The sequence below is a fragment of the Clostridium sp. Marseille-P2415 genome (genome assembly GCF_900155545.1).
In the GTDB taxonomy this organism is placed as follows: Bacteria; Bacillota; Clostridia; order Lachnospirales; family Lachnospiraceae; genus Lacrimispora.
Genome location: NZ_LT732526.1, coordinates 1,059,230 through 1,072,614 on the forward strand (window position 1 = coordinate 1,059,230; position 13,385 = coordinate 1,072,614).

The 13,385-nt window shown below is 48.0% G+C and carries 14 protein-coding genes; 1 reads left to right on the plus strand and 13 read right to left on the minus strand.

Annotated elements, in window-relative coordinates; translation table 11 throughout:
• Positions 1-22: 22 nt before the first annotated feature.
• The 12 genes from hisD to BQ9856_RS09960 form a co-directional block, all read right to left on the minus strand.
• Positions 23-1,324 (minus strand): histidinol dehydrogenase, encoded by a 1,302-nt coding sequence (gene hisD, locus BQ9856_RS09905; RefSeq protein ID WP_077610888.1) that lies wholly within the window; start codon positions 1,322-1,324, stop codon positions 23-25.
• Positions 1,321-1,971, minus strand: coding sequence for an ATP phosphoribosyltransferase (gene hisG, locus BQ9856_RS09910; protein WP_077610889.1), 651 nt, complete (start codon positions 1,969-1,971; stop codon positions 1,321-1,323). The genes hisD and hisG overlap by 4 nt, the downstream gene beginning before the upstream one ends.
• Before the next feature lie 12 nt (positions 1,972-1,983).
• Entirely contained in the window at positions 1,984-3,246 is a 1,263-nt protein-coding gene (gene hisZ / locus BQ9856_RS09915; RefSeq protein WP_077610890.1) for an ATP phosphoribosyltransferase regulatory subunit, read from the minus strand.
• Between the two features lie 158 nt (positions 3,247-3,404).
• Positions 3,405-3,938 (minus strand): Holliday junction resolvase RecU, encoded by a 534-nt coding sequence (locus tag BQ9856_RS09920; protein ID WP_077610891.1) that lies wholly within the window; start codon positions 3,936-3,938, stop codon positions 3,405-3,407.
• Positions 3,911-4,909 carry an RluA family pseudouridine synthase gene (locus tag BQ9856_RS09925; RefSeq protein WP_077610892.1) on the minus strand — a complete coding sequence of 333 codons (999 nt, stop codon included), beginning with the start codon at positions 4,907-4,909 and terminating at the stop codon, positions 3,911-3,913. Before BQ9856_RS09925 ends, BQ9856_RS09920 begins: the two co-directional genes overlap by 28 nt.
• A gap of 25 nt (positions 4,910-4,934) precedes the next feature.
• Positions 4,935-5,504 carry an O-linked GlcNAc transferase-like protein gene (locus tag BQ9856_RS09930; RefSeq protein WP_077610893.1) on the minus strand — a complete coding sequence of 190 codons (570 nt, stop codon included), beginning with the start codon at positions 5,502-5,504 and terminating at the stop codon, positions 4,935-4,937.
• A 31-nt stretch (positions 5,505-5,535) separates the two neighbouring features.
• The gene (locus BQ9856_RS09935; RefSeq protein WP_077610894.1) at positions 5,536-6,306 is read right to left on the minus strand and encodes an SDR family NAD(P)-dependent oxidoreductase; all 771 of its coding nucleotides are present in this window, start codon (positions 6,304-6,306) and stop codon (positions 5,536-5,538) included.
• Between the two features lie 32 nt (positions 6,307-6,338).
• Complete coding sequence (locus BQ9856_RS09940; protein ID WP_077610895.1) at positions 6,339-8,228, minus strand: YgiQ family radical SAM protein; 1,890 nt, start codon at positions 8,226-8,228, stop codon at positions 6,339-6,341.
• On the minus strand, positions 8,225-8,890 hold the full coding sequence (locus tag BQ9856_RS09945; RefSeq protein WP_077613324.1) for an HAD family hydrolase: 666 nt from the start codon (positions 8,888-8,890) through the stop codon (positions 8,225-8,227). The genes BQ9856_RS09940 and BQ9856_RS09945 overlap by 4 nt, the downstream gene beginning before the upstream one ends.
• Positions 8,891-8,906: 16 nt before the next feature.
• Positions 8,907-9,632, minus strand: a complete 726-nt coding sequence (locus tag BQ9856_RS09950) for a pseudouridine synthase (RefSeq protein ID WP_139348678.1) — start codon at positions 9,630-9,632, stop codon at positions 8,907-8,909.
• On the minus strand, positions 9,632-10,996 hold the full coding sequence (locus BQ9856_RS09955; protein ID WP_200801283.1) for an RsmF rRNA methyltransferase first C-terminal domain-containing protein: 1,365 nt from the start codon (positions 10,994-10,996) through the stop codon (positions 9,632-9,634). The genes BQ9856_RS09950 and BQ9856_RS09955 overlap by 1 nt, the downstream gene beginning before the upstream one ends.
• Before the next feature lie 43 nt (positions 10,997-11,039).
• Complete coding sequence (locus BQ9856_RS09960) at positions 11,040-11,849, minus strand: M23 family metallopeptidase (protein ID WP_077613326.1); 810 nt, start codon at positions 11,847-11,849, stop codon at positions 11,040-11,042.
• 51 nt (positions 11,850-11,900) lie between these two features.
• Here BQ9856_RS09960 and BQ9856_RS09965 point away from each other — a divergent pair, with 51 nt between their 5' ends.
• A complete protein-coding gene (locus BQ9856_RS09965) occupies positions 11,901-12,827 on the plus strand; it encodes a nucleoside recognition protein (protein WP_077610897.1) in 927 nt (308 codons plus the stop codon).
• Here BQ9856_RS09965 and BQ9856_RS09970 read toward each other — a convergent pair.
• A complete protein-coding gene (locus BQ9856_RS09970; RefSeq protein WP_077613327.1) occupies positions 12,784-13,362 on the minus strand; it encodes a vacuolar family H+-ATPase subunit H in 579 nt (192 codons plus the stop codon). The genes BQ9856_RS09965 and BQ9856_RS09970 overlap by 44 nt on opposite strands.
• Positions 13,363-13,385 lie beyond the last annotated feature (23 nt).

Below are 13,385 nucleotides of genomic sequence, written 5' to 3' on the forward strand. Positions count from 1 at the left end.
TTCCGTTCTTCTCCCTTTTCCTTTAAGATTCCTGCCCTTCAAACCGTACTTTCACAGAATTTGCATGGGCGGTCAGATGCTCAGCCTCAGCAAACGCTTCTATATCCTTATGGACCTCTTCCAGGGCCTCTCTGGAATAATAAATGATGCTGGACTTTTTAACATAGTCATCGACGCTTAGTGCCGAGAAAAATTTAGCTGTCCCATTGGTGGGAAGCACATGGTTTGGTCCGGCAAAGTAATCCCCCAACGGCTCGGAACTGTACTCTCCGATAAAAATGGCCCCTGCGTTGTGAATTTTCGTCATATCCTCAAACGGATTTCTTGTAACGATCTCCAGATGCTCCGGAGCGATCTCATTGACTGTGGCAATGGCCTCTTTCATCGTATCAGCCACCAGAATGTATCCGTAATGATCGAGAGATTTCCGGATGATCTCAGCGCGTGACAGCTCCTTTGTAAAGTTTTCTGCTTCCTTAGACACTTTTTCTGCCAGTTCCATACTGGTTGTTACCAAAATAGCGGAAGCCAGTTCATCGTGCTCTGCCTGAGATAATAAATCCGCCGCTACAAAACGCGGATTGGCGCTCTCATCCGCAAGGACCAGGATCTCACTGGGGCCTGCAATGCTGTCTATGCTCACATGTCCGTAAACCGCCTTTTTGGCCAGGGCCACAAAAATATTGCCAGGTCCTACAATTTTGCTGACCCGGGGGATGGATTCCGTTCCAAATGCCAGTGCTGCCACCGCCTGCGCTCCGCCTACCCTGTAAACCTCGGTGACACCTGCCAGATGTGCTGCCGTTAAGGTAACCGGGTCCACTTTTCCATCCTTCCCCGGAGGAGTCACCATGGCAATGCGGCCCACGCCTGCCACTTCTGCCGGAATGATATTCATCAGGACCGAAGACGGGTAAGCCGCTTTCCCTCCCGGAACATAGACGCCCACGCTTTCCAAAGGGGTTACCTTCTGTCCCAGAATGGTTCCATCCGCCTTACTGTCAAACCAGCTGTACTGTCTCTGCTTCTCGTGAAACTGACGGATGTTTTTCATGGACTTTTTCATCACTTCCAGAAGCTTCGGGTCCACTTCCTTCATGGCTTCTTTCATTTCCTCATCTGTCACCCGTACATTTGAAGCATTGATGTCCGCCCGGTCAAATTCCTTCGTATAAGCAAAGACAGCTTCATCCCGGTCCCGCTTTACCGTTTCCACGATCTTCTCTACCGTATCGGCATAGGTGTCATAATTGTTCGGATCTCTTTTTAACAGATCGGCAAGTATATTCTGTCTGGATGCTTCGTCTAGTTTTATAATCCTCATTGGTTTTCCTCCTGCAGCAAGGTACGGAGATCACGGATCAGCTTTGTGATCCTGTCATTCTCCCGTTTCATGCTTACCTGATTGACCACCATGCGGGCGGAAAGGGGAGAAATTTCCTCCAATACGGTAAGCCCGTTTTCCCTCAGTGTGGTTCCCGTTTCCACAATGTCCACGATGACCTCGGAGAGCCCTACGATGGGTGCCAGCTCTATGGAACCGTTCAGCTTGATGATTTCCACGGTCTGATGCTTTTTATTGTAAAAATAGTCCTTCGCAATGGCCGGATACTTGGTGGCCACACGGATTCTTTCATGGTGCTTTAAAAGTTCGCCGGCTGACTGGGGACCGCAGACGCACATACGGCAGTTTCCGATTCCCAGATTCATGACCTCATACAGCTTTCTTCCTTCTTCCAGAATGGTGTCCTTACCGACTATGCCAAGATCGGCGGCACCGTATTCCACATAAGTGGGTACATCACTGGCTTTTGCAAGAAAGAAGCGCATCCCCAGCTCCTCATTGGTGAAGATCAGCTTTCGGGAATCCTTATCCTTCATTTCTTCGCAGGTGATTCCGATTTTTTCAAACATTTCAAGTGACTGTTTCGCCAGGCGCCCTTTTGCCAGGGCAAATGTCAAATATCTCATACGTTCCCCCGATTATTTTAAATATTCCGACAGCGGTATTTCATCCGTGCGGCCCAAAACAAGATTCATGACTTTTACGGAAAATCCGCTGTTATCCAGATACAGCAGATTATTTAAATCCCTGCGGGCGGCATAAGCCTGATAGGCCTCAAGGGAACGTTCCTGCCTTTTTAACTGAAGCTGGACGGCCATGCCGGCGTTCCGGAAATGGTCTGCAAGGCGGATGGCATTCTCCCTGGACTCCTGCTCATAAAGGATCATGGTGTTTACCAGGTCAACTTCTGTCTCGATTTTCTGTCTGGAAAGGGCAAGCAAAAGTTCATCTACGGATATTCCGAAGCCCACGGCAGGGGAATCCTTTCCGAACTGTTCCAACAGCCTGTCATATCTGCCTCCGTTGACAATATAATCCCCGGTCCCATAGGTGTAAGCTTTAAAAATAATACCGGTATAATACTGATACTGGCTTAACATGCCCAGGTCATAGGAGACGTAATCCGAAAGGCCATAATGCTCCAGAATCCGGCTCACCTCTTCCAGGCGTTCAATGGCCTTTAAGGCCCTGGGGTTGGCAGTCAGTTCTTTTGCTGCCTGAATCTGATCCAGAGAACCGAAAAGTTCCGGAAGCTTTAAAAATACCTGCTTCAGCTCTTCTTTCATTGGCTGAAGCCTGACCAGTTCTTCCACGCCGAAATAATTCTTGTTTTCGATAAGCTCCCTTAAGGCCTCTTCCATTTCCCCATCCATGCCGGCGTCTTCCAAAAGTCCTTTGAAAAAATCCACTTCGCCTAATTCCACCTGGAACTCGGTAAGGCCTGCTGCTTTCAAAGCCCGGATTACCATGGCCAGGATCTCCCCATCCGCATCTGCCGAATCATCGCCGATTAACTCTGCCCCGGTCTGGCTGGATTCCTTCAGCCTGCCCTGATAGCTGGAGTTATTGATGAACGTTCTTTCAATATAGCAGAGACGGATGGGCATATCCTCATCCAGAAAATATTTGGCCGCACACCTGGCAATGGCAGGCGTTTCATCCGGACGGAGCACCAGCGTGTGGTTATCCCGGTCAAAAAACTTAAACATCTCCCTCGCTTTGACGCTGCCCCGGGATTCGTTGAAGATATCAAAAAATTCAAAGGTGGGAGTTTCAATGTCCTGATACCCGCACAGATGAAAGACCTTTAACATTTTTTCCTGTACCGCAGCCTTTCTCGTGCATTCTATTCCATAGATATCCCGGACCCCGTCCGGCGTATGTAACAGTTTGTTTGCCATAACACCCTCCGTCCTGTAACTGGTTTTCCCATGAAAGCCGCCTTAGAGAAAGCAGCCAAGAAAATCTTTTTCACAGTTTACTGTTTTTTGCCACTTTCTTGTAGTAAAGTGATAATTCAATAACGTGTAGTTAATTATAGGGGACAAATCCGTAATTGTCAATCTCTTCGATCCAAATCTTTTTGAATCATTTCCAGATAGTGGACAAAAATGTCCCTGCAGCTTCGGATCCGCCAGGTTTTATCCACTTCCTCATAAGTAAAGCTTTTCCGCCCTCCATCTTCCATCCTTTTTAAGAACTGTTTCATCCGGTCAAAGGGCAGATAATAGATTTCATTTTTCAGAGTATAGGACAGGATGATAAAGGCAATGCCTCCCTGGCTTTCAAACTCTTCCATAAAAGCGATCTGATGTGGATGGATGTTCTGTAACGGAAAGGTGCCTGCTGCACATTCCTTTGCGTCAAAGCATACCGGAATTCCCTGGACAGCGCCAATATAATCCACCGTACTTTTCTGGTCAAAATAAGCCAGGGTAATGTGGCGGCTTTCCTTATCAATGGAAATGGGGGTGATTGGTGTGGGAATCTTCTGGATCAAAGCCAGCCCTTTTTCCCGATAGCTTTCATTGCTGCGGTTAATCAGTTCCTCCAGGGTGGAACCTCTTAATCCTCTTGTATTCCAGGTTCCCATGGCGCCTCCTGTTTCCAGTCGCTGCAGATTTTTGTAAATGTTTTCGGCAAAGGTGCGTGGAACGTATTGCCTGATAAATACGTAAGCGGTTCCGGCAGTTCCGGGAATATCACCTGATAGGAATGAAGGAGCTGGGAATGAATGCAATAGAGCCTCTTCGCTTCCTCATTGGTTTTCCTGTCTCCATACTTAAAATCGCCTACGATCGGGTGGCCGATGGAAGAAAGATGGGCCCGGATCTGATGGGAGCGCCCTGTGATCAGCGTAACCTTTAAAAGGGTATAACCTTCATAAACGTGTATGGGCTCATACTCTGTCATAATGGGTACGCTGCCCGGCACCTCCAGCTTGTGGACCGTTACCTTGTTGGATGCTTCATCCTTTGTTAAAAATCCCGTGATCACCTGTTTTTCTGCAATCCGGCCCTTTACCACGCACTGATAGTATTTATGAATGCTCCGGTCCTTAAAGACAGCGGACATAAGCTGAAGCGCCGGGAGGGACTTTCCGCATACCACCAGGCCGCTGGTATTGCGGTCCAGACGGTTGCATACCGAGGGGCGGAAGCTCCTTAACTGGTCCTTAGATAACTGGCCGCTTGAAATCAGGTAATCGATCATGTATTCCACCAGAGATTCATCCGATTCCTTTGCTTTCTGAGACAGCATCCCGGCCGGTTTGTTCACCAGGAGAATGTGTTCGTCCTCATAAATGATATTTAAAGAAATTTTTTTTACATCGGGGATCCTGATTTCGGAAAATTTCCCAATGGTCTCATCCGAAAGAAAAAGCCGGATCTCATCCCCTTCCGCCAGTTTTTCCGAACCATCACACTTTTTTCCATTTAAGGTGATGTTCTTCTTTCTCATCATCTTATAAAGAAAGCTCTTCCCTGCCAGATTTAAATATTTGGCCAGCAGCTTATCCAAACGCTGCCCTGATTCATTTTTCGATACGATCAAAGACTGCATAATCCGTCCTTTCTGTCCTGCCGCTTTACATTGACAGGCTTTTTAACAGCGTAACCGTATATTCCACGCTGCCGTCATCTTCATACTCCGCTTCCGGTTTTAAGCTGTTAAGACGGTTAAAAAACGCCTTTTCATCCAGAATCAGCTTTACATTGGGCTCCAGCTTATGGCCTGAAAACATATCTTTGAAAAAACGTTCTGCTTTGGCTGTGTCAATTTTTCCTGCGGTACAATAGGCATACACGCCTGTAGGATGGACCGCGATCACATCCATAGGCATGAGCGCATCCTTGGAGGTAATGATCAGATCATAGAGGATCCGGCATTTTCCTTCATAAGCGGCCGCTTTCTTAAAAAGTTCCGGCCGCGGGGTTTTGTACCGCCAGGCTGCCAAAAGCGGAGAAGCCGCATTGGCAGCCGGAAGTACGGAAAGGATCGCCATAACGGTCAGAATATTCTTCCAGGACGTGCTGTCCACAAAAGCCCGGAGCGTTAACTGGGCGAGTATGAGGGCTGCTCCGATGCAGACCTTCCCGAGTTCCATTTTCTTATGGTAATTACGGTAACCGTACTGTCCCTTCCTGTATCGTTTCACTTTCGTATTCCTCTTCCCTTTGTCTTCTTTTTTAAGTGGTCTTCATGAGCCCCCTCATGAGGCGTAAAACCATGCTGTGAGGCATTAGTTTGCACAAAAGCCGCAATGACTTCATGGTGATCCCATATACGGAAACCGGCCGCCCCATCATGCTGTCCCGAAGAGCCAGACGGACTACTTTCTTCGGGTCAGCCATCACGACCTTTTTATAAAGCGGGATCCGGCCTGTCGTTTCAGCCACATCAAAAAATTCTGTCCTTACAGGGCCGGGACAGACCGCCGTAACAAGGATTCCTCTGGGCTTTAGCTCTTCGTTGAGCGCCCGGCTGTAGCTTAGTACAAAGGATTTGGTGGCTGCATAGATGGCAAACTTCGGCTGTGGCAGAAAAGAAGCCGCAGACGAAAACTGAATGATACGGCTGTTTTCTGTCATATAGGGAAGCACCATGTGAGTCACGGCACAAAGGGCTTTGCAGTTTAAATCCAGCATGCCTGCCTCGTCTTCCATGCTTACCGAACCTACCGTACCGATTTTTCCATAGCCTGCTGCATTGATCAGCCACTTAACCTCGGGCTTTTCTTCAAACAGGGTATCCTGTAAGCGCATGAGCTTACGTTCATCGGTCAAATCAATTGCAAAGGGCCTGAGCTTTACCGGTACAAGGGGGGATAGTTCTTCCATGCGTTCCTTCCTTCTGGCAATCGCCCATATTTCTCCGATTCCATTAAAACGGTCGGCAATCTGCATGATAAATTCTCTTCCCATGCCGGAAGATGCACCAGTTACAATCGCAATCTTCATATTGATCCCTTCTTTTCATAAAATTTTGATTTTTATTTTTTTACTGCTTTTTTGTGAACATTCCGGATCGTCTTTTTTTTGCGCTCACGCTGTTTTCCTGCAGTTTGCACATCGGTTCTTGCTCCTGCTTTCGGACGGATCAGGCATTTCTTATCATACCCGATCAAATCGGTCCGTCCGGCCAGTTTCAGGGCCTCCAGTACCAGGTCGTAGTTTTTCGGATTCCGGTACTGGATAAGCGCCCTCTGCATGGCCTTTTCATGAGGATTGTCAGGTATATACACTTTTTCCATGGTGCGCGGATCGTATCCGGTATAATACATACAGGTGGATATGGTAGAAGGGGTTGGATAAAAATCCTGTACCTGTTCCGGCATGTATCCCAGATCCCGCAGATATTCCGCAAGCTCAATGGCTTCGGAAAGCCCGGAGCCCGGATGAGAGGACATTAAATAGGGGACCAGATACTGCTTCATGCCAAGCTGCCCGTTCATTTCGTTATATTCCTTTACAAACCGGCGGTAGACTTGATTCTGAGGTTTTCCCATTTTCGAAAGGACTTTATCCGACACATGCTCCGGAGCAACCTTTAACTGACCGCTGACGTGGTACTGGCAAAGTTCCTTCAAAAATTTTTTTGATGGGTCTGCCAGCACATAATCAAACCGGATTCCGGAACGGATAAATACTTTTTTTACCTTTGGAAGGCTTTTTAGTTTTCTCAGCAGTTCGATATAGTCCGTATGATCCGCATTTAAATTCTTGCATGGTTCCGGGAACAGGCACTGGCGGTTCGGGCAGGCCCCTTTGGTTATCTGCTTTTGGCAGGCCGGGGAACGGAAATCTGCCGTGGGTCCGCCTACATCATGGATATATCCCTTAAAATCCGGCTCTTCCGTTAAAATCCTGGCTTCTTCCAGCAGGGAATCATGGCTTCTGGCCTGTATGATCCTGCCCTGATGGAACGTAAGCGCACAGAAGCTGCAGGCACCAAAGCAGCCCCGGTTGCTGATCAGACTGAATTTGATCTCCCGGATAGCGGGCACTCCGCCAAGCTCCTCATAGGAAGGATGGTAATTCCGCATATAGGAAAGTGCATAAACCGCATCCATTTCCTCCATGGAAAGCGGTTTCGCCGGAGGATTCTGAACTACGAACAGATTGTCCTTATATGGTTCCACCAGGCGTTTTCCGATAAAGGGATCCGTATTGCCGTACTGGATATAATAGCTTTTTGCATATTCCAGCTTATCCGCCTTCATGCTGTCAAAAGAGGGAAGCGTCAGGGCATTATACACAGATTCCAGACTGTCTGTCTTATAAACGGTACCGTCAATAAAGGTAATATCCTGAATGGCAATGCCGCTGTTTAATGCATCTGCAATTTCCACAATGGATTTTTCTCCCATCCCGTAGGATATGAGATCCGCCTGGGAATCGATCAGGATGGAGTGCTTTAGCCGGTCCGACCAGTAATCATAATGGGCCAGCCGCCTTAAGCTGGCCTCAATGCCGCCGATGATGACAGGCGCTTTTTTGTATACGGACCGGATCAGGTTGCAGTAGACCGTAGTTGCATAGTCGGGACGTTTGCCCATTACTCCGCCCGGCGTATAGGAATCCTGCTGTCTTCGCTTTTTCGAAACAGAATAGTGGTTAACCATGGAATCCATGTTCCCGCCGGTAACCAAAAACCCCAGGCGCGGCTCTCCCAATATCTGAATGCTCTTCGGATCCTTCCAGTCGGGCTGGGATATGATTCCCACCTTATATCCATGGGCCTCCAAAAGCCTGCTGATGATGGCGTGTCCGAAGGAGGGGTGGTCTACATAGGCATCTCCGATGATGTAGACAAAGTCACATTGCTTCCATCCCCTGATATTCATATCCGACCGGCTGATGGGAAGATAATCGTGCATCATGCTTCTGCTCCATTTCTGTTTAATATCTGATGATAGTCGTAGATAAAGTAGTCAGCTAACCGTCTTTTTTCCTCTTCCATTTCTCTGGAAAATTCATCGTCAACGGCACAGACCGTCATTCCTGCCCGCTTCCCTGCCAGGATGCCGGCAGGAACATCCTCGAATACCAGACAATGAGCCGGAGATACGGACAGCTCCCCTGCCACCTTTAAATAAATATCCGGCGCAGGTTTCCCAGCGGTTACTTCACATGCGGTTGCCACTACCTGAAAATATTGACCGATTTTCAGGGAATCAATCACCGCATCCACCATCTGCCTGCCATTGCTGGTGGCAATTCCGGCCCGGATCCCTTTCGAAGCAATGTACGCAAGGAATTCACCCGCTCCCGGCTTTAAGGGAACTTCATTCCGGTATTTTTCAATGGACATTTCCGTCCAGACGGACTTGATTTCATCAAGGGATTCCTTTAGCTTGAACCGTTCCTTAAAATAAAATGCAGTTTCCGAAAAACTCATCCCTTCAATTTCCTTCTGCAGATCCTCCGGGCATGCAAGTCCTCTGCTGCCTAAAAATTCTATATCAATGGATTTCCACATCCACATGGAATCAACCAGCGTTCCATCCAGATCAAAAATCACAGCCTTCCTCTCATCTAACATCTTCTGTTTCTTCCTTTCAACGGCTTTTGAGCTTCTGGATTTCTGCCTCATTAAGGGGACGGTACTCTCCAGGCTTTAACGCCTCATCTAATGTAAGGCTGCCCATAGACAACCTCTTTAAGTATACCACATGACACCCGAGGGTTTCAAACATCCGCTTTACCTGATGGAATTTTCCTTCCCGAATGGTAAGGCGGATTTCAGAAGGTTCCCCGCCCTTTCCGGGTTCCAACACTTCTAAACGGGCCGGAAGGACCGGTGTCCCATCCGAAAGCACAAGGCCGTCTTCCATGCGCTCCTTCGCATCATCCGGTATCTCTCCTTCCACCCGTGCAAAATAAACCTTATCCACATGCTTTTTCGGAGACAGAAGCTGATGAGCCAGATCTCCGTCATTGGTGATAAGAAGAAGGCCTTCCGTATCAATATCCAGCCGCCCCACCGGAAAAAGATCATCCCGTTTCCGGTCCGTTATGAGACCGACCACCGTTTCATGCAGGGAATCCTGGGTGGCAGAAACCACGCCGCGGGGCTTATTTAACATGTAATATTCATATTCCGCATAGGAAACTAAGCGCCCATCCACGGAAACCTTATTTTGCTCCGGGTCGATTTTGCGGTCCGTTTTTTTTTCCGGAATCCCATCTACGGCAATCCTGCCTTTTCTGGCCATTTCTTTGATCTGGCTCCGGGTTCCATTGCCCATATCCGCCAGGTATTTATCCAGCCTGATTTCTTTCATCACTGCCACCGCCATCCCGGATAGTATTTGTTTTTTAAGGAATATCCGGTTCCCTTGGCAAAGCCCAGAGGGAATCCGTCCACACAGACCAGGCACCAGCCCTTTACCGGCCCCTCCTCTTCCTTTAAGGAAATGGTTTCTCCTTTTAAATAACGGATCACCCTCTCATCCTGCTTTTCCCAGGAAATGGACTGTTTAAATTGCTCCGGCTTTAAGGCCATGGCAAATGCCTGTCCCGGCTCAAAGCGCCCTTTCTTCAATTCCCCCAGCAAAAGACCGGTCCTTAAATAGCGCAGACCTCCGGCTTTTTCCGGAAAGTGCTCCGGCATATAGTAAACGGCATCGTTCTTCACACGGATGCGGGAACGTTCCAGGGGCTTTAAGACCATGGAAAGAAAACCGGAAAGTTCTTCGGGAAGAGCAGGCTCTTTTTTCGTCTCCTTGCTGATAATGGTTTTCCCTGCAGCCGAATCCTTCTTTTTTAAAAGTGCCATAAAATGCCCCTCTCCCTTTATCTTATGGGGAAAGAGACGCAGGCAGCCGGTAAGGCCGATTCCGTCACTGGCTCCTTCAAAAAGAGGAAGTCTCACTAACTCCATTTCCTCATGCTGTTCCAAGACCCAGCGAATGATCTCTTCATCCTCGCAAACAGAAAAGGTACAGGTGGAATACAAAAGGAGTCCGCCTGGAACCAGCATGTCTGCCGCCTGGCAGACAATTTCCTTCTGTATTGCAGCATAATACTCCGGTCCATGCTTTTCATAGCTTTTTACCATATCTGCATCCTTGCGGAACATTCCTTCTCCGGAGCAGGGCGCATCAACCAGGATCTTATCGAAAAATTCCCCAAACGTTTCCTTTAGCTTCCCCGGTTCCTCGCTGGTGACACAAATATTTTCAATTCCCCACAGCTCCAGATTTTTAAGAAGGGCCTTTGCCCTGGAATTGCTGATATCATTGGCTGCCAACAGCCCTTTCCCCTTAAGCTTTATACCAAGCTCTGTACTTTTGCCTCCCGGAGCCGCACATAGATCAAGGACTCTGTCCCCCGGAGTGACAGGGAGTAAATTTGCCGGCGTCATGGCACTTGGTTCCTGCAGATAATAAAGCCCCGCATAATAATAGGGATCTTTGGCCGGCCGGTCTTCTCCTTCATAATAAAATCCATTGTAGATCCAGGGAACAGGCTTAAGCTTAAAAGCAGTTATTCCCATAAATTCTTCCGGGGTAATTTTAAGAGTATTCACGCGCAGTCCATAGAGCCGTTCCTCCTCAAAGCTCTTTAAGTATGCCTGATAATCCTCTTCCCCTAACAAATCCCTCATTCTGTTTAAAAATTCTTCCGAAATCTTGATTTCCTTCACGTTTTCGCTCCTGTTTTGTATCTATGTAAGCAATCTTAATATACTAATAAGAATATTTCAACCGGTATTTCTCCAGATATTTTAGGACCCAGTACGGATTCACGCTCATTTCTTTGTTATGATCGGTCCTCAAATAAATTCCTACATGGAGGTGGACATCAAAGTTTCCGGTAGTCCCCTCTACCTTACTGTATCCGGTATCCCCCATGAATCCCAAAAGTTCTCCGGCTTTTACCTCGTCTCCTTCCTTCCACTGCCTGCTGTAGCCGTAAAGATGGGCATAATACAGGTACGCACCTTTCGGTGCACGGATTCCGATGCGCCAGCCTCCCTTTTCCAGCCAGCCTATTTTTTCCACCTTTCCATCGCTCATGCTTACAACCGGATAATATCCCCTTGGCATTGACTTTCCCATGATGTCACATCCTTCGTGCCCCCGTTCCCCGCCATAGGTGCGGGTTTCCATCCAGCCGTTCTGAAAATTCACATCCGGAGAATCCTGATTGACATTTACGGGGACCGGAAAAAACTTCAAGTCATTTAGAATGGTCTCATATGCCTGTTTGAGTTTCCGGTACTCTTCCGGCTTCACCTTCATGAGCCGGGCGGTATTATGATCCCCGTCTGTAACTTTGGTCAGATCATACTGGTGTTCCACCATCAGAGAGGTCAGCGCTTCGTAATCGATGGAATCCCACTCCGCCACCATTTTACCAAGCTTTAAGCTTCTGAAATCATCACTTTCCCAGGTATAGGCATCTAACTGGTAAAAAGTAGGATTGTTATACAGATAATCGATCATGGTCACATGGAAAACAGAAAGGATAAGAATGAAAAAAAGAATCACCATCATATCAATCATGCCCTTTCATATAATTGTATAAAATAATCTATTCAGGTGCATATGAAAAAATCCTTTTTCCGCCTGCTTTCCGTAGCCGCACTGGTTCTGCTGCTCTTCTATCCGTCCACAGCCTCCGCAGGGGCCAGAAACGGGCTGATCCTCTGGGGCTCTGTGGTGGTTCCCACCCTGCTTCCCTTTATGATATGCTCCAACATCATTGTATCCCTGAATGCAATCCATATCCTTATTTTTCCGGTCAGGCGGCTTCTCCACCGGTTTTTCTGCCTCTCTGATGCCGGGAGCTATACCCTTATTTCCGGCCTTCTTTGCGGTTATCCCATGGGGGCCAGGAACTGCAGCGATTTCATGGATCAAAAACGGATATCCGAAAAAGAGGGGAGGTATCTTCTGGCCATCTGCAATCACCCCAGCCCCATGTTCCTGTTAGGCTATGCTGCTTCCAGACTTCCTTCATCGGTACCGGTCTGGCTCCTTCTGACTTCCATTTATCTGCCCATACTCCCTATTTCCTGGGCAGCACGGAAATATTACGGCATAAAAGAGCCTGCCCGTTCCCTTCCCGTTACCAGGGAGTCTTACCAGTCCTTTGACGACAGCCTGATGGACTCCTGCGAAGTTATGGTAAAAATCGGAGGGTATATCATGCTCTTTTCCATTCTGGCTCTGTACATAACAAGGCTCCCCATAAACGCTCCGGAGCAAAAAGCCGTTCTCTTAGGCTTTGTAGAAATCACCACCGGAATCAAGGCCATATCAGAGGCATTTCCCGGCATCTTAAGCGGATTATGGATCGGAACCGTTACTGCTTTCGGCGGTTTGTCCGGCATCTTTCAAACAAAGAGTGTCATAAAAAATGCCGGATTATCCATCCGGCACTATGTAGCTTGGAAAGCCGTTCACAGCCTCCTTACCATCATCCTTTTTATTCTGCTGTCCCGCTGCCCTCTGCTTCTGCCGGCGGCATAACCGCTCCGGTCAGTTCCTGACGGTTGGAGGATACGATATCATAGCTTGACTGCATGGAGGTCATAAAAGCGTCAAAGCGGCCCTGAGCGCCTTCCATGGAGTGGCTGATAATCGTCTGCAGGCTTTTTAACATGTCATCGGTATACTGAACGGAGCTCTGCCGGATCCCATTAGCATCAGCTACCGCTTTTTCTACAATCTGCTGCGCCTGCTGATTGGCCTGTTCGATGATATCATTGGCCTGGGCATATGCTTTCTGCATGATCTCATGTTCATTGACCAGCTCATTTGTCTGGGCATTGGCCTGGGCCAGAATAGAATCCGCCTGCTGGCGGGCCTCACTCATAATGGCATCCCGGTTGCTGATGATCTTCTGGTACTGTTTGATCTCATCCGGAATCCTCAGGCGCAGTTCCACCAAAAGTTCTTCCAATTCATCCCGGTTTACCACGATCTTGCTGTTTGAAAGAGGCTGGTATTTACAGCTGTCAATATATTCTTCAATTTCGCCGATTAACTGTTCAATCCTACTCATCATAATACGAACACTCCTTACTC